The organism is Mesorhizobium ventifaucium (genome assembly GCF_935822925.1).
In the GTDB taxonomy this organism is placed as follows: domain Bacteria; phylum Pseudomonadota; class Alphaproteobacteria; order Rhizobiales; family Rhizobiaceae; genus Mesorhizobium; species Mesorhizobium ventifaucium.
Window position 1 is genome coordinate 14,616 of the sequence record NZ_CAKXZS010000037.1, and the last position, 17,110, is coordinate 31,725.

Annotated in this window: 15 protein-coding genes; 4 read left to right on the top strand and 11 right to left on the bottom strand. The window is 64.1% G+C overall.

Features of this window, described 5'->3' with window-relative positions:
• Positions 1-57 precede the first annotated feature (57 nt).
• The 4 genes from NMG70_RS27450 to NMG70_RS27465 are packed head-to-tail and all read right to left on the bottom strand — an operon-like array spanning position 58 to position 5,628.
• The gene (locus tag NMG70_RS27450) at positions 58-762 is read right to left on the bottom strand and encodes an ROK family protein (protein ID WP_254027413.1); all 705 of its coding nucleotides are present in this window, start codon (positions 760-762) and stop codon (positions 58-60) included.
• A gap of 16 nt (positions 763-778) precedes the next feature.
• A complete protein-coding gene (gene zwf, locus NMG70_RS27455; protein WP_254027414.1) occupies positions 779-2,155 on the bottom strand; it encodes a glucose-6-phosphate dehydrogenase in 1,377 nt (458 codons plus the stop codon).
• A 16-nt stretch (positions 2,156-2,171) separates the two neighbouring features.
• Entirely contained in the window at positions 2,172-3,188 is a 1,017-nt protein-coding gene (gene gnd, locus NMG70_RS27460; protein ID WP_254027415.1) for a phosphogluconate dehydrogenase (NAD(+)-dependent, decarboxylating), read from the bottom strand.
• A 34-nt stretch (positions 3,189-3,222) separates the two neighbouring features.
• A complete protein-coding gene (locus tag NMG70_RS27465) occupies positions 3,223-5,628 on the bottom strand; it encodes a glucan 1,4-alpha-glucosidase (RefSeq protein ID WP_254027416.1) in 2,406 nt (801 codons plus the stop codon).
• A gap of 197 nt (positions 5,629-5,825) precedes the next feature.
• Between NMG70_RS27465 and NMG70_RS27470 the strand changes: the two genes are divergently transcribed.
• From NMG70_RS27470 to NMG70_RS27485, 4 genes are read left to right on the top strand one after another with little or no spacing between them, the layout of a single operon-like run.
• On the top strand, positions 5,826-6,839 hold the full coding sequence (locus NMG70_RS27470) for a substrate-binding domain-containing protein (RefSeq protein WP_254027417.1): 1,014 nt from the start codon (positions 5,826-5,828) through the stop codon (positions 6,837-6,839).
• A gap of 49 nt (positions 6,840-6,888) precedes the next feature.
• Positions 6,889-8,409, top strand: coding sequence for an ATP-binding cassette domain-containing protein (locus NMG70_RS27475; protein ID WP_254027418.1), 1,521 nt, complete (start codon positions 6,889-6,891; stop codon positions 8,407-8,409).
• Between the two features lies 1 nt (position 8,410).
• Positions 8,411-9,391: an ABC transporter permease gene (locus NMG70_RS27480; RefSeq protein WP_254027419.1), complete on the top strand. Its 981-nt coding sequence runs from the start codon at positions 8,411-8,413 to the stop codon at positions 9,389-9,391.
• A gap of 3 nt (positions 9,392-9,394) precedes the next feature.
• Complete coding sequence (locus tag NMG70_RS27485) at positions 9,395-10,342, top strand: ABC transporter permease (protein ID WP_254027420.1); 948 nt, start codon at positions 9,395-9,397, stop codon at positions 10,340-10,342.
• Between the two features lie 36 nt (positions 10,343-10,378).
• On the opposite strand, the gene NMG70_RS27490 is transcribed toward NMG70_RS27485, so the two are convergent.
• From NMG70_RS27490 to NMG70_RS27520, 7 genes are all read right to left on the bottom strand, one after another.
• Positions 10,379-11,887 (bottom strand): aldehyde dehydrogenase family protein, encoded by a 1,509-nt coding sequence (locus tag NMG70_RS27490; protein WP_254027421.1) that lies wholly within the window; start codon positions 11,885-11,887, stop codon positions 10,379-10,381.
• Between the two features lie 19 nt (positions 11,888-11,906).
• Complete coding sequence (locus NMG70_RS27495; RefSeq protein WP_254027422.1) at positions 11,907-12,251, bottom strand: cupin domain-containing protein; 345 nt, start codon at positions 12,249-12,251, stop codon at positions 11,907-11,909.
• Between the two features lie 24 nt (positions 12,252-12,275).
• Positions 12,276-12,626: a cupin domain-containing protein gene (locus NMG70_RS27500; RefSeq protein WP_254027423.1), complete on the bottom strand. Its 351-nt coding sequence runs from the start codon at positions 12,624-12,626 to the stop codon at positions 12,276-12,278.
• Between the two features lie 238 nt (positions 12,627-12,864).
• Positions 12,865-14,139 (bottom strand): glycosyltransferase, encoded by a 1,275-nt coding sequence (locus NMG70_RS27505; protein ID WP_254027424.1) that lies wholly within the window; start codon positions 14,137-14,139, stop codon positions 12,865-12,867.
• A gap of 17 nt (positions 14,140-14,156) precedes the next feature.
• Positions 14,157-15,230 (bottom strand): ABC transporter ATP-binding protein, encoded by a 1,074-nt coding sequence (locus NMG70_RS27510; protein ID WP_254027425.1) that lies wholly within the window; start codon positions 15,228-15,230, stop codon positions 14,157-14,159.
• The gene (locus tag NMG70_RS27515; RefSeq protein WP_254027426.1) at positions 15,227-16,018 is read right to left on the bottom strand and encodes an ABC transporter permease; all 792 of its coding nucleotides are present in this window, start codon (positions 16,016-16,018) and stop codon (positions 15,227-15,229) included. Before NMG70_RS27515 ends, NMG70_RS27510 begins: the two co-directional genes overlap by 4 nt.
• A gap of 186 nt (positions 16,019-16,204) precedes the next feature.
• A complete protein-coding gene (locus NMG70_RS27520; RefSeq protein ID WP_254027450.1) occupies positions 16,205-17,047 on the bottom strand; it encodes an ABC transporter permease in 843 nt (280 codons plus the stop codon).
• Positions 17,048-17,110: the final 63 nt, after the last annotated feature.

Here is a 17,110-nt window from a genome sequence, read left to right on the forward strand (position 1 = left end):
GAATAACAATACTAACGGCCGGGCCAGATCAACAGGTCTGACCCGAATGGTATAATATCAGACAACCAGGGATTTGTCGCGCCACAGTCGAAATCCCCCTTCGAAGGCGCGTGTGTTGTCGCCACGCCTGCAACCGGCAGGCAATTCGTCGAGTTTGTCGACATTGCCGCCGCCGATGACCACATAATCAGGCTGCAGGGCGGCGCGCAGCCGCTCGACGACGTCGAAGACGTGTTTGCGCCATTTCTTCTTGCCGCGCTTTTCAAGGCCGCGTTCGCCGACATAGTCCTCGAAGCTGCCGCCCTTCTTGTAGGGCAGATGCGCGAGCTCCATCGGCTGGGCGACATTGTGGACGATCATTGCAGCACCGAGGCCCGTTCCCAGACCCAGGAACAGCATGCGTCCGCCTTCATAGCTGCCGACGGCCTGCATCAGCGCGTCATTGACCAGCTTCACCGGCTTGCCGAACTGCGTTGCGAAGTCACATCCGACCCAGCCCTTGCCGAGGTTGGCGGGGTCGGCCAGTGGCGTGTTGTGGTGCACCGGGCCGGGATAACCGATCGAGACGACGTCGTAGGGCAAGCCATCGGCGAGCGTCTGCACAGAAGCGATCATCTGCTGCGGCGTCAGGCCGGGTCCGGAATCGGTTCTGCGCTCCTCGCCGCCGGCGCTGGTGAGGATCTTGACATGGGAGCCGCCAATATCGATCGCAAGCACAATCTTTTCGCTGTCCGATGCCGGCTTTTTCGCCGCTTTGGCCACTGCGTCGCCTCCGAGTTCATTTCGCCGGGTTGATCCAGCCGTTCGGCGGTCCGAACCCGGCCATCGCATCGGCCGGGCCCCAAGTCCCCGGCTCATAGAGGTGCGGCGGGGTCGTGTCGCCGAGCACCGGGCCGACGATCCGCCAGGCGAGCTCGCTGGCGTCCTGGCGGGTGAACAACTGGCCGTTGCCGTTCATGGCATCGCCGATTAGCCGCTCATAGGGCGGCATGTCGCCCTTGCTGTCGTCCAGCGCGGTGAGTTCGACCTGCTCGCCGATCATGTCGTCACCAGCGGCCTTGCGCTGGGCGCCGATCGAGATCGCCACCTGCGGGTCGATGCGGAAACGGACGTAATTCGCATCTCCGGGTTTGATCGGGTCGAAGACGTCGAGCGGCGGCCGCTTCAAACGCACGATGACCTCGGTCGCGTGCACCGGCATGCATTTGCCGGCGCGGATGAAGAAGGGCACGTCCCGCCAGCGCCAGGTGTCGACGAAGAAACGCACCGCGGCGAAGGTCTCGACCGGCGAATTCGGCGCGACGCCCGGCTCGCTGATATAGCCTTTGAACTGGCCGCGCACGACATCGTCCCTGGTCAGCGTCCGGATCGCCCGCAGCACCTGCACCTTCTCGTCGATCAGATCGTCGGCCGAGCGGCCAACGGGCGGCTCCATGGCCAGCAGCAGCAGGATATTAAGCAGATGGTTCTCGATGACGTCGCGGATGCAGCCAACCTCGTCGTAGAAGCGGCCGCGACCTTCGACGCCGAAATCCTCGGCCATGGTGATCTGCACGCTCTCGACGAAATTGCGGTTCCAGATCGGCTCGAGAAAGGAATTGGCGAAGCGGAAATAGAGCAGGTTCTGGATCGCCTCCTTGCCGAGATAATGGTCGATGCGAAAGATCGACTGCTCGTCGAACACCAGGTGCAGGACCCGGTTCAGCCAGCGCGCCGATTGCAGATCGTGACCGAAAGGCTTTTCCACCATCAGACGCGCGCCCTGGGCTGCGCCCGACTGTTCCAGCCCCTGGATGACTGTCTCGAACATAGTTGGCGGCACCGCCAGATAGTGCAGCGGGTGCTGTGCGGTTCCAAGCGCGCTTTTCAGCTTCTCGAATGTCGCGGCGCTGCGGTAGTCGCCGCTGACATAGCGAAGCAGCGAGGCAAGTTTCGCGAAGATTTTCTCGTCGACCTTACCGATGTCCCTAACGATGCCGTCGAGGGCCCGCGCCTGCAACTGCTTCAGGTCCCAGGCGTCGAAAGCGACGCCGATCACCGGCTCGATCAGCGTTCCCTTGGCCACCATGGCGTAAAGTGCCGGGAAGATCTTCTTGTGGGCGAGATCGCCGGTCGCCCCGAAAAGCACCAGCGTGTCGGACCGTTCCTGGTTCATGAGCGTGCGTTCCCTGTCACGAGCCGGTCTTCGGCTTTTCGACATGGCCGCCAAAGGCATAGCGCATGGCGGACAGCAGCTTGTCGGCGAATTCGGATTCGCCTTGCGAGGAGAACCGGTCGAACAAGGCCGAGGACAGAACCGGCGCCGGCACGCCGGTGTCGATCGCCGCCTTCAGCGTCCAGCGGCCTTCGCCAGAATCCGAAACCCGTCCGCCGAACTGCGTCAGCCCCGAATCGGCCTTCAATACGCCCGCTGTGAGGTCGAGCAGCCAGGAGCCGATGACGCTGCCATGCCGCCAGACCTCGGCAACCTGGGCGATATCGATGTCGAACTGGTAATATTGCGGATTTTCCAATGGACTGGTTTCGGCGTCGGCCGTTCGCTGTCTCTTGCCGGCATTCGCCGACTTCAGGATGTTCATGCCCTCGGCATAGGCGGCCATGACGCCGTACTCGATGCCGTTGTGGACCATCTTGACGAAATGGCCGGCGCCGCTCGGTCCGCAGTGGAGATAGCCGAAGGGGGCGGTTCCTGCATCCTTGCCAGGGGCGGGCGCCCCGGCGTCGGCGCCCGGCGCCAGGGTGGCGAAGACCGGATCGAGATGCTGGACCGCGCTGTCGGGGCCGCCGATCATCAGGCAATAGCCGCGCTCGAGGCCCCAGACGCCGCCGCTGGTGCCGACATCGACATAGTTCAAGCCTTTCAATGCCAGGCGCGCTGCGTGGTCGACAGCCTCGTGATAATAGGAATTGCCGCCGTCGACGATGATGTCGCCCGGCTCCATCAGGTCGCCCACCTGATCGACGATCCGGCTGGTGATCGCCGCCGGCAGCATCAACCAGGCGCTGCGCGGCTTGGTCAGCTTGCCGACGAACTCCTCCATCGAAGCGGCTCCGATCGCGCCAGCCGTCACAAGGGCTGCAACGCTGGCCGGGTTGATGTCGTAGACCACGCATTCGTGGCCATCGCGCAGCAGACGCCGCACCATGTTGGCGCCCATCCTGCCCAGTCCCATCATTCCGATCTGCATTTTTTTCATCCTGGTTTCTTGAGGGATAGAAGATCTACTGGTTATCCGGCTTGTCGATACCGATGGAAAAGTCGACATTCTCCCAACAGCCGGCATCGGGCCAGAAAAAAGTAAAGACGATCGTGTTGCCCGGCGGAACATCGGCAACGGGCAGGTCCGTGAGATGGATTCCGAAGGCATTCTCGGTCGTCTCCGCGTCATGGACGGTCGCCCAATCGTCGCTGCTCCAATGGACCACCGCCCGGGCCAGCAGTTCGAGGCGCAGCAGCTTGCCGGCGTGCATGGTGCGGAGCTTGTGGTTGAAGCGCCATGTCCGGCGCGGCGCCACGGTCCTGTCCTCGATGTAGCGTTTCACGCCTTGCGGCGGCATGTCGAAGACGGCGCCGTCGCTGAGCGAGCGCAGCAGCTTGATATGCTCCGAATGCGCCCAGACCAGCGGCATGGCGCTGCCCGACGGTCCGCCGTGCCGCAGTTCGCGTTCGGCCATATCGGGACCATCCCAGACCTGCTCCGGCAGCAGGCCGCCAGACCCGGCAGAATCCTCCAGGGTCTTTAACAGGCTCGCTGCTTTGTCCCTGCGTCCCGCCGCCAGTTCGTAATGGGCGCGCTCGCCGACCAGCAGCGGCCAGGGCCGGCCCTGGCCGGTCCCGTCGAAGGGCGCGCCGTCGGCGTGCTCGCCATAGCCGTCGCTGGTATAGCGATACCAGACAGGCCCCTGCGGCAGGTCGCAGCGCAGCCGCGCATCGATGACCTTGACCGTGTCGACGATGCGCGGATCGTCGGCGGCCCTGAGGCCGAAGCGTACGAGCGCCAGCGCATCCGGGCTGACGATCGCCTCGGCCCGCCGGTCGCTATCGCCGGGCGGCCGGTTCTTGATCGGGACATAGCCGTCCTTCGGCGACGCCGAGCCGGCGGTGTCCGGCGGCGCGATGCGGACGTAATAGCCCGCGACGCCGACCTCTTCGCCGAGTGGAGTGCCGGTGACGTAGGTCCAGCGCTCGATCTGGTGGTTCCAGACGTCGGCGGTTTCCCGCAGATAGTTTGCCGGCTCTGCTTTGCCGTAAACGTCGAACATGTCGGCTGCGGCGAGCAGTGCTGCGATCTCGACAGCGAGCGTGAACGGACTGTAGCCGGCATCCTCTTCCCAGCGGTCTTCGCCGGTGACGGGACCGTTGCGCACGACATAGCAAGCGGCGCGCTCGATCATCGGCATGAAGGAGAGCAACGCGGCGTCTGCCAGGTGCCCTGCGCGGCGGAGCGCGTCGGCGAGCAGCAATGGGAAGGCGCATTCGTCCATCTGGATGCCCGGCCAATAGGCTGATCCGTCGAGCCAGGCGTTCTGCGGCCAATGCCCATCCGGCTGCTGGATCGAGCGGAGATAGGCGAGGATCTCAAGCGCTTGCGCCGGATCGCCGGCGGCCAGGAAGCCGCCCGCGGTTTCGACCAGGTCGCGCGGCCAGACCAGATGATAGCCGCCGAGATCGTCGTCGCCCATGCTGAAGCCCCACGGGATCGACAGGCTGGCAACGGCTGCTCCGTCGGATGACCGGTGCGTCGCCAGAACCGCTGTGCTGACGCGATAGGTGTTGATCCCTGCACCATGCCGGTCCAGCGGCAGCAAGCCAGCCTGCCAATTCCGCCATTTCTCGACATAGAATTTGGCTGCGGGCTCAAAACCGCGCTTCAGGCTGGCCGAGGCATTTTCCGCCGCCTCTTGCGGCGTCGTTCCGAAACCCAGCGCCAGCAACGCCTTCGGGTTCGCAGCCGAAAAGCCGATCTCGCCGGTCAGCGCGACATTGCCGTCCTCGGCCCTGCGGCAGGCCGGGTCGAGCCGGCCGTCACGACGGAGTTGCTGCCAGCCATCGGAGACACCGACATAGCCGGCCGAGCATGCTCCCCAAGGCAGCGACGAGGCGAGCGCCAGGCAGGCGCGACGCCCGGACGCAAACAGGACAGGCTTTCCCTCGTAGTCGCCGACCCAGGCGGTGTTGCCCATGCCGGCGTTGACGAGGTGCGGTGCCAGCAGTGCGTAGACGCGGTGGTCGGCAACCGGGCCCCTCAGCAGCGTGAAGCTGATTTCCTGCAGCAAAACGGTACGTTCCGGATCCGTGATGATACGCTTTTCGATCTGGTAGGTGCCATCGGCGGTGTTGACCAGCCTGTAGGCGGGCACTCCATCCTCGAACGGCTCAGTGCTGTGCACGGCATCGCGCTTCTCTTCCGAGAAATAGCCGCCAGGGCCGGTGACGACCAGCCCCATGTCGCGGGTGCAGGCGCTGTCGAGGCTGGGATAATAGACCTCGTTGAGGATACCATGGCTGATCGTGAACCAGATAGGGCAGGCCGGCGAAAGCGCGGTTCCGACGCCGCTCTTGGCGCTTGACGTCCAGCGCGCCGGAATTCCGGGTGCGCCCAGCGCGTCAGTCAGCATCGCTGCCATCTCGATTTCGGTCTCCTGCCCCACCCCTAGACCAGGAGCCGACGCCTTTTCAATCATTGCACCGCAAGTTGGTCGTCAAACCGTCACCGATCGCTGTTGACAAGTGCGCCCATCTAAATTTGTCTGACAATATTGAAACGAGGGCCGTCATAACAGCAACCAGCAGCCAACAACGACAATCCATGGGAGGATAACACATGAAGAAGATACTCGTCTTGAGTGCCCTTGCGGCGATGCTCGCGTCAGGCGACGCGCTTGCCGACACCAGCGACAAGAAGATCGCCTTTTCCAACAATTATGCCGGCAATTCGTGGCGACAGGCGATGCTCAACAGCTATGCCATCGTCACCAAGAAGGCGGTCGCCGACGGGGTGGTGGCAGCCGCGGACATCTTCACGACGGCCGACAAGGAAGTGCCGACCCAGGCGGCCCAGGTGCAGAACCTGATCCTGCAAGGCTATGACGCCATCGTCATCAACGCCGCCTCGCCGGACGCGCTCAACGGCGCCATTAAGCAGGCCTGCGATGCCGGCATCGTCGTCGTCTCCTTCGACGGCATCGTCACCGAGCCCTGCGCTTATCGCGTGGTCGTCGACTTCAAGGACATGGGCAGGCAGGAAGTCGAGCAGATGGCCAAGTTCCATCCCGAGGGCGGCAATCTGCTGGAAATCCGCGGCCTTGCCGGCACGTCGATCGACGGCACCATCCATGCCGGGATTCTCGAAGGCGTCGCCGCTCATCCCAAGTTCAAGATCGTCGGTTCGGTGACCGGCGACTGGGATCAGACCACAGCACAGAAGGCGGTCGCGACAATCCTGCCGTCGCTACCGGAAATCGTCGGCGTCGTCGATCAGGGCGGCGACGGCTATGGCGCGGCACAAGCCTTTGCCGCCGCCGGCAAACCGCGCCCGACCATTATCATGGGCAATCGCCAGGATGAGCTGCAATGGTGGAAGGAACAGAAGGACAAGGACGGCTACCAGACCTGGTCGGCATCCATTGCGCCAGGCGTATCGTCGCTGGCCTTCTGGGTGGCGCAGCAGGTGCTCGACGGCCGCACGGATGTGCCACACGATCTCTTGGTGCCATACCTCGCCTTCACCCAGGATACCTTCGAGGCCGAGCTGCCGAACATTCCCAAGGGTGGTGTCGCCAGTCACGAATACACGCAGGAAGACGCCATCGCGGCGATCAAAGCCAACATCAAGTGAGCGTGGCACACCCAATGTCGCATGCGTCGCCGACCGGATGTCGCTAGGGATGCCCGAGGCCGGTACAGAGATCATCAGGCTGGACGGCGCCGAAAAACATTTCGGCGCCGCCAATATCGACATCATCAGACTGGACGGCGCGGAAAAACATTTCGGCGCCGTCCGTGCGCTCGCGGGCGTCGATTTCCACGTTGGCGCCGGCGAGTGCGTCGGCCTCGTCGGCCATAATGGCGCTGGAAAGTCGACGCTCATGCATATGGTGGCCGGCACGCTTATGCCCGACAGCGGGCGGATCGCGGTGCGCGGCCATGTCGAGGACAATTATTCGGTGCCGCGCGCGCAGCAGCTCGGCATACGCTGCGTGTTCCAGGAGCTGTCGCTGTGCCCGAATCTCAGCGTCGCCGAGAACACGCGCATCAACCACACGACGCTGCGCGGCTTCGGTTGGCGGCGCAAGGCGGCCGATCTCATCGCGGCCAAGCTCGATGAGATTTTCCCGGGCCACAGCATCTCCGCCTCCGACATCGCCAGCGACCTTTCCATCGGCAGGCGGCAGATGATCGAGGTGGCGCGTGCCTTCACGGTGACGCAGGATCCGCTCGAGCTGGTGATCCTCGACGAGCCGACGTCCTCGCTCGACGCGCATACGGCCGGCCAGTTGCTGGCCTTCGTCCGGCGCTTTGTCGCCGGGGGTAAGAGCTGCATCCTGATCTCGCATGTTCTGGGCGAGGTGCTCGGGAATGCCGATCGCATCGTGGTAATGCGCGACGGCAACGTCGTTGCTTCAGATGCGGCGAAGGCTTTCGATCGCGACCGGCTGGTGACGACCATGGGAGGAGCGGAAGCGCGTGAGAAGATCGCGGCCAAAATCGCGACTCAGAAGCCGGAGACCGGCCCGTTGCGGGTCCGAGCCCGCCCGGCGCGGCAAGAGGACGGCAACGAACTTGTCGCTCATGCGGGCGAGATCATCGGCCTTGCCGGGCTTGCCGGCCATGGCCAGACCGATCTGCTGCTGGCGATCTTCGCCGCCGCCGCGCGCACCAAAACCGGCATCGAGGTCACCGCGCCGGTAGCACTGGTGGCCGGCGACCGCCAGTCTGACGGGATTTTTCCGCAATGGTCGATTGCGCAAAACATCGGCATCCGCTCGCTGAAGCGATTGCGCAATCGTCTGCTGATCTCGCCGCAACGCGAAGCCGAACTCGCAACCTTTTGGCAAAGGAAAATCGGCATCCGCACACCCGACATGAACAACAACATCTTCTCGTTGTCCGGCGGCAACCAGCAGAAGGCCCTGTTTGCCCGGGCGCTCGGTTCCGACGCGGAGATCGTGCTGATGGACGACCCGATGCGCGGCGTCGATATCGGTACCAAGCTCGAAGTCTACGACCTTCTGCGCGAAGAGGCTGGCCGCGGCCGCACCTTCCTCTGGTACACCACGGAAACCGAAGAGCTCGACAATTGCCACAACGTCTATGTCTTCAAGAACGGCCGGATCGTCGCTAATCTTACGCGCGATGAGCTGACGGAGGAAAAGATCATCCAGTCCTCGTTCGGCGACGCGGCCTGAGATGACGGCAGTACCCGCCGAGACCGGCCTCAAAGCTTCCTCCGAGCGCGGCAGGCTGGCGCGGGCGCGCCTGTTGCGCGGGCTGCTGCCGGCATTGTCGCTGGTGCTGGTGCTGCTGGCGATCGCCTGGCTCAATCCGCGCGCCATCAGCTATTTCGGCTTCAGCCTGATGCTCAATTTGGCGATCCCGATCGCCTTGGCGACGATCGCGCAGATGTTCGTCATTGCCGGCAACGAGCTGGACCTGTCGATCGGCACCTTCGTCGGGTTCGTCGGCTGCGTCACGGCGACTTGGCTGAAGGACGCGCCGCTGGTCGGCGTCTTGATCCTGCTCGGATCGATTTGCGTCTATGCATTGCTCGGCGCGCTGATCTATCTGCGCAATTTGCCTTCGATCGTCGTGACGCTCGGCATGAGCTTCGTCTGGCAGGGTCTGGCCATCCTCATCCTGCCGAAGCCCGGCGGCAAAGCGCCGGACTGGCTGCTGTCGCTCATGGCCTTCAAGCCGCCTTTCATTCCGTTCCCGATCATTGCCGCACTGCTGATCGCGGCGGTCGTTCATTTCGGGCTGATGCGCACCTCCTATGGCGTGATCCTGCGCGGCTCGGGCGGCAATGCCGCGGCTCTCAGCCGTGCCGGCTGGTCGCTGCTCAAGACCAAGGTCATGCTTTTCGCACTGGCTGGCCTGTTCGGCGTTTTGTCCGGCATGGCCCTGATCGGCATCACCACCTCGGCCGATGCCAATATCGGCAATGGCTATACGCTGCTTGCGATCGCCGGCGTCATCCTCGGAGGCGGCGAATTCGTCGGCGGCCGGATATCGCCGATCGGCGCGGTGATCGGCGCACTGACATTGGCGCTCGCCGCCTCGCCGCTGCTGACCTTCATGCACATCCCGCCCGATTGGCAGGTTGCCGCCAATGGCGCCATCCTCATCATCGTGCTGGCGGCCCGGGTGCTGATCAGCCGCAGGGAGAGGTGAGCGATGGCCTCGTTGCGATTGCTGCTCGCCAAACCCTGGATCTGGTCCTTCATCGGCGCGCTGCTGGTGTGGCTTGCAACGATCGCCTTCACCGGCGGTTATGGCGGTGGCGGCATGATCACGGCAGCACTTTCGCTCGCCGTCTTCACCGTCATCGTCGGTGTCGGCCAGATGTTCGTCATCACGCTCGGGCCCGGCAATGTCGACCTGTCGCTGCCGGCCAATATCGGCCTCGCCAGCGCCGTCGCCATGAAGGTGATGGACGGCAATGATTCAATGATCGTCGTCGGGCTGCTGGCGGCGCTGGCCTGCGGCATGGCGATCGGCGCCGCCAATTATCTCTTGATCTGGGCGCTGCGTATTCCACCGATCATCGCCACGCTGTCGGCGAGCTTCATCATCCAGTCGATCGACATCAGCTATGGCCGCGGCCTGCAGATCAAGCCGCCGCCGGGCTTCGCCAGTTTCACCAACTGGCAGATTCTTGGTATTCCGGTGCTGGCGATCCTCACCGTGCTGTTCTCCATCGGTGCTGCTATCGCGCTGCAGCGCATGATTTATGGCCGTTCGGTGCTGGCGATCGGCCAGAACATCCGCGCAGCGTGGCTGGCCGGCGTCAATGTCGGCCGCATCCGTTTCCTCACCTATACGCTGTCGGGCGCGCTCGGCGGCCTCGACGGGGCGCTGCTCGCCGGCTATTTCCGTGGCGCCAATGTCGATATCGGCAATGAGTACCTGCTGGCCTGTATCGCCGTGGTCGTCATCGGCGGCACGTCGGTGGCAGGCGGCAAGGCCAACGTGCCGGGTGTCTGGGGCGCGGCCCTGTTCCTGGTGCTGCTTTTGACCATGCTCAACACGTTCGGCGTCAGCGCCGGCGTCCGTCTGTTGCTGACCGGGCTGATCATCGTCGGCGTCATCACCGCCGCGGGCGGGCAGAAAGCGCTGCGCTGAAGTGGCGGCCCTTGGCAGCGCTGACCCTGTGTCACCTCATACATGCTTGCGGCCGCCGGCTTCGCGGAACCAGCTGTCGGGATAGGGATACCACCAGTCCTGAATCGCCGGCTTGTGATCGATGATCACCATCTTGGAGCGGCGGAAGGCATCCAGCCCCTGGCGTCCAAGCTCGCGGCCGAGGCCCGATGCCTTCCAGCCGCCGAACGGCAGCGCGTCATTGTCGATCAGCGGATTGTTGACCCAGACCATGCCGGCTTCAAGCCGCTCCGCAGCCTCATGCGCCTCGGCGAGATCGGTGGTGAAGACCGAGGCGCCGAGCCCGAACGGGCTGTCGTTGGCAAGTTCTATCGCCTCATCGAAATCCTTGACCCGGCAGATCGCGGCGACCGGTCCGAAACATTCTTCGCGCACGATCGCCATATCAGGCGTGACGCCGGCCAGGATCGTCGGCTCGTAGAACCAGCCGACATTATGCGCCGGTGGAATGCGCCCGCCGGTGACCGCCTTGGCGCCGCTGCGGATCGCATCATCGACCAGCCGCATGACTTTCGCCCGCGCCGCCTCGCTGACCAGCGGTCCGATCTCAGTCTTGTCCAGCCCCTTACCGATGCGCAGCGCCCGTGTCTTCTCGGCAAACAGCTCGACAAAACGGTCGTGAACGGCATCGACGACAAAGAACCGTTCGGCCGAAGTGCAGACCTGGCCCGTAAGATGGAACGCGGCGGTGACGCTGCCGGCCGCCGCCACCTCCAGCGGGGCGTGTTGGCTGATGATCAGCGGATCGCTGCCGCCGGCCTCGATAACGCAAGGCTTCATGCGTTCGGCGCAAGCGACGGCTACAGCCTTGCCGGCGGCGACCGAGCCGGTGAAGGCGACCGCATGCGTGCGGTCCGAAGCGATCAGCGTCTGCGCGGTAGCCGCACCACCCGGCAGGCAGGAAACCAGGCCCTCCGGCAGTGAGCGGAACACGGTCATGTAATCCAGCGTCGACAGTGTCGTCGCCTCGGCCGGCTTGATGACGCAGGCATTGCCGGCGGCGAGCGAGGCGGCGACGGTCCAGCACATCAACAGGATCGGAAAGTTGTAGGGCATGATGTGCACCGACGTGCCGTAAGGCTCATAGCGCGCATACTGGAAGGAACCGGTCTGCGTCGTGCCGGCAATCTTGCCGGCGTCGTCACGCGCCATTTCGGCGTAGTAGCGGAAGATCGGTGCACAGTTGGCGATCTCGCCGATTGCTTCCGGATAGGGCTTGCCCATCTCGCGCACCATCAGCTCGGCGCAGCGCGTGAAGTCGGCCGCCTCGATGGCATTGGCGACAGCATGCAGATGCCTGGCGCGGCTCTTGGCGTCGAGCTTTTTCCAGGCAGGTTGCGCCTTGGCCGCAGCGGTGAGCACGGCGTCGACCTCGCCATCGCTGGCTGCGGTAATCGCGCCGACGGTTTCCAGCGTCGCCGGATCGATCACCGGTTTTGCCGCACCGGTCATCGGCCGATAATCCGGATTGACGAAGAAGGCCGGCCGGTCAGGTGAAAAGTCCATGGTCGTCCTTTCAAGCCGCTCAGCGGATCATGTAGACCTTCTTGATGGTCTCGTGGACGGTGCAGACGCCCTTCCAGTCCTGCGGAAAGAACGCCGCCGTATCCGGTTCGATCTCGATCACCTCGCCGGATTCGTGGACGTAGGTGCAGCGGCCCTCGAGGAAATGGCAGAATTCGTCGCGGGTGACGTGGCAGTGCCATTTGCCCGGCGTGCAGACCCACAGCCCGCATTCGGAGCCGCCCTCCGGCCCCTTGTGCAGCAATTTGCCGGAGGTGTGGGATTCTCCCTCGATCATGGTGGGGATGACGCCCCAGTCGACCAGGTCTGTGAGGGCGAGCGGCGATTTCATGATTGGCGTTGGCATGTCGTGAAGCTCCAATGGCCGGCTTCAGGCCAGCATATAGATGTTGCGAATGGTCTCGTGGACGGTGCATTCGCCCGCCCAGCCGGCCGGGAACATGACCACCGTGGCGGCGGAGGCTTCTATCACCTCGCCGTCGTCCGATCGGTAGGTCGCGCGGCCGGCAACGAAATGGCACAATTCGTCGCGCGGGATCGCCAACCGCCAGCGGCCGGGCGTGCAGACCCAGATGCCGGATTCCGGCTGGTTGTTCGGCCCCTTGTGGACCAGCCTGCCGGTGGAGTGCGAGGTGCCTTCCAACGCATTCGGCTGTGCGCCCCAGTCGATAAGGTCGGTGCGGGTGGAGGCTTGGCGGAGATGCGGCGCGGAGGAGGTCATGTGGAGGCTCCGCTGGTGCGACGCTCATTTTCCAGAGGCCTTCGCTCTACGGCGCCCCCCTCTGTCCTGCCGGACATCTCCCCCTCCAGAGGGGAGATCGGACTGCCGCTAGGCCTTCGCCAATTACCAACGGGTACTGGGAGAAGCCGTCGGCGAAACTGCCGATCTCCCCCCTTGAGGGGGAGATGGCCGGCAGGCCAGAGGGGGGTGCCTTGGCTCGGCATAACGAACATCGCGCTCACAGCAACGTCTCCAGCAGCCCCGCCGCCTTCTCCGGGCCGTTCTGCGCCTGCATCTGCGCCGACGTCTTCGCCAGCTGGGCCTTGATTGCCGGGTCGGTGAGGCAAGCTTCAATTTTCGCGATCAGCTCGGCGTCGTTCCAGTCGTAGCGCGGCATGCCGAAGCCGTGGCCGGTTTCCTCGACCCGGGTCGCGTTGTCGTGGCCATCCCAAACATAGGGCATGATGATCGCTGGCTTGCCGAAGTAGAGACACTCGGTGAACGAGTTGTTGCCGCCATGGTGGATTACCGCGTCGACTTGCGGGATGACCGAAGGTTGCGGGAACCAGCTCTCGACGATGACGTTTTCGGGCACCTGCGCGTACTGGTCCTTGTAGCCGCCGACATTGACCAGCGCCCGGTAGCGCGTCTTGCCCAGCGTCGCGATGATGCGCTTCAGCAGGTCAACATCGCCGGCGCCAAGGCTGCCGAAGGAAACATAGAGCAGCGGCCCGTCATTGTTTTTCGCGAAGGTCGGCACGGTGTAAGGCTTCTCCTGCCGCACGCAGCCTTCCAGATACTGGAACTTTGCCGGGTCAAGCGGATGGCGGCGCTTGAACTTTGCCGCCTCGGGATAAAGCAGCAGGTTGAGGTAGGGCGAGGCCTCGAAGAACTGGCCGGTCGGATACGGCGCTTCGTTGTTCGCTTTCAAAAACGCATTGAAGTCGTCATGAATCGGCTTGATGACCGCATTGAAATGGTCGCGGTAGCGCTGATGGCAGGCGTGGTCGTTCTCGCCGCAGCCGGACAGATGCGGCGGGATGTCCTCGTCCTCGATCTCGTTTTCCGAGCAGGAGATGACGCGCACCCACGGCTTGCCATACTGCTTGATCGCCGGGAACAGGATGACATTGTCGACGCAGATGACATCGGGCTTGATCGTCGCAAGCACGCCGGGCAGGTCCTTCTCAGCCCATTTGGCGCTGTCGACGATCGCCGTCCAGCAGTCCTTCACGTAGTTGTCGACCTGGTCGTAGGGCGATTTGCGAAAATTCGGGATATGGCCGTTGATGAAGTCCTCCCAGAACTTGGCCATCTGCTCGGGCGGCATCGGCTCGGACAGGTTCACCGGATGCGCTTCGAAGCCGTACCCCTTGTAGACGTCGACGAAGCCGGGGTCCGACAGGAACACCGCTCTGTGGCCGCGCGCCTCGACCGCCTGGGCGATACCGACGGAGTTGAGCGCCGGGCCGTAGGCTGCTTCCGGAAAAAACGCGATGGTCTTCTGCGCCATGAAAGGTTCTCCTTCGATCAATTTGCGAAAATTCTGACGTCGGCGGCATCCCAGCCGAGCTCGACCGCATCGCCCGACGCGACCGGGCGGCGGTCGGCGGCGTCGGCGGTGACGCGCACCAGGAAGGGTTTTTGTGACAGAGCGGTGCGGACATGCAGCTGCAGGTCGAGCCCGTGATAGGCGAGCGCCTCGACGATGCCGGCAACACGGTTGGCCGTCTCTGGCGGCGGGAACAGCCGGATGCGCTCGGGCCGCACTGAAGCGACCGCCGCAGCGCCGGGCGAAAGTATTGCGGGAACCGCGCCTGATATCCGCGCACCATTGGCTGCCAGCACGCCGTCGGCGGCGGCTTTGCCCGGCACGAAATTCATGACGCCGATGAAGTCGGCGACGAAACGGTCGGCCGGACGCTCATAGACCGCATGCGGCGTGTCGCATTGCAGCAGCTTGCCGTCCCTCAGCACCGCCATGCGGTCGGCCATGACGAGCGATTCTTCCTGGTCATGGGTGACGATGACGAAGGTGATGCCGACTTCGTGCTGCAGGCGCTTCAGCTCCAGTTGCATGGCGCCGCGCAATTTCTTGTCGAGCGCACCGAGCGGCTCGTCGAGCAGCAGCAGCCGCGGCCGCTTGACCAGCGCCCGGGCAAGCGCGACGCGCTGCTTCTGGCCGCCCGACAATTGGTCCGGCTTGCGGTCGGCGAAGGCGACGAGCTCGGTCGTCGCCAGGATGGCGTCGACGCGGGAGCGGATTTCGTTCGCCGGCAAGCGCTCCATTTCGAGGCCGTAGGAAACATTGGCCCGGACGCTCATATGCGGAAACAGCGCGTAGGACTGGAACATCAGGTTGACCGGCCGCCTGTTGGGCGGGGTTTTGGCGATGTCGCGGCCGTCGAGCAGGATGCGCCCGTCATCGGGCGTCTCGAAGCCGGCCAGCATGCGCAGCAGCGTGGTCTTGCCGCAGCCCGAAGGTCCGAGCAAAGCGAAGAACTCGTTCTCTCCGATATCGAGCGAGATGCCGTCGACGGCGGTCACCCGGCCAAAATTCTTCGACACCTTGTCGATCGCCAGCAGCGTGCGGGGTGCGCTCATTGGCCGATCACTCCGCGGTTGAGCCGCTGCGACAGGGTCAGCGCGGTGATTGAGACCGCCATGACCATGGTCGACAATGCATTGATCTCCGGCGTGATGCCGAAGCGGATCATCGAATAGATCTGCATCGGCAGCGTGGTCGAGGCGCGGCCGGCGCCGGCGGTGAAGAACGCGATGATGAACTCGTCGACCGAAAGGGTGAAGGCGAGCAGCGCGCCGGCGACGACCGCCGGCAGGATGACCGGCAATGTCACCCGCCTGAATGTGGTCACAGCCGAGGCGCCGAGATCGGCGGAGGCCTCGACGATCGACCAGTCGAAGCTTTTCAGCCGCGCGCGCACCACCGAGCAGACGAAGGCGAGGTTGAACACGACATGGGCGAGGATGATGGTGTGCAGGCCCAGGGTGAAATCGAGCATGGAAAAGAAGCTGAGCAGCGCAACCGCCAGCACGATGTCGGGAATGATCATCGGCGCAAAGATCAGAGCCTCAAGGCCGCTTCCATACTGCCGGCGCATTTCGACGCCGATCGCCAGCAAGGTGCCAAGCAGCGTGGCGATGGCTGTCGAGACCAGCGCCACGATCAGCGTGTTGAGGGCGGCGGAAAGGATCGCGGCGTTTCCGGCAAGCGAGGCATACCATTTCAGCGAAAAGCCCGACCACACGGTCGGCAGCCCGCCTTGGTTGAAGGACAGCGCCACCACCACGGCGATCGGAATGTAGAGGAAGGCGAAGACGAGGACGAGTGTCGTTCGCAGGCCGAAGATGCGGGCTGGAGATGAAGTCATGGCTGACGTCCGATGGCCTGGAGGCAAGCGGGCGGCGAGCGTCCTTCTCCCCGTTCACGGGGAGAAGATGCCGGCAGGCAGATGAGGGGCAGCGCCCAACATTGCCGGCGCTTGCGCCGCCCCTCATCCGCCCCTTTGGGGCACCTTCTCCCCGTGAACGGGGAGAAGGGAAAGAAAGGGGAGCGCTCAGTCATCGGCGCCTCCTTTCGCTTCGGCGACACGGCCCGCGGCGCGATCGGCGGCCAAGGCCTGCGCCGTCAGCACGAGCAGCATGATGGCGATCAGCGCCATCGCAAGTGCTGCGCCGAAGGGCCAGTCATTGGCGGTCAGGAACTGGTCGTAGACAAGATTGCCGATCATCTGGAAGCGGCCGCCGCCGAGCAGTGCCGGCGTGACGAAATTGCCGATCGACAGCACGAAGACGAACACTGCCCCGGCGGCGATGCCCGGCACCGTCAGCGGCAGAATAACCCGGCGAAATGTGGTCATGGCCGAAGCGCCGAGATCGCGCGAGGCCTCGGCGAGCTCCGGATTGAGCCGCGACAGCGGCGCGTAGCAGGCGAGGATGACGAAAGGCAGGTAATTGTAGACCAGACCGGCGATGACGGCGCCTTCGGTATAAAGCATCGATGGCGGCTCGCCGGTGTAGCCGAACCAACGCAAGAGCTGGGTGATCAGGCCTTCGCGGTTGAGCAGCACGATCCATGCATAGGTGCGGATCAGGTAATTGGACCAGAAAGGCAAGACGGAGAAGAACAGGAACACCGGCTGCCACCGGCGGGGTGCTGCCGCGATCGCATAGGCGGCGGCATAGCCGATCACCACCGCGATCAGCGTTGCCGCGCCGGCGATGCGCGCCGAATTGAGGAAGATGCTGGCATAGAGCGGGTCGAGCACCAGCCCGAAATTCTCCAGCGTAAAGCTGTATTCGATGCCGCCATAAATGCCGCGCCGGAAGAAGGCGAGCGCCAGCACCAGCGCGCATGGCACCACCATCAAGGCAGTGAGCCAGGCCAGCGCCGGCGCCATCAGCAAGGAGGAGCGGGAGGGGACGAACGATCTCATTGAGGAGTACCCCCCTCTGGCTTGCCG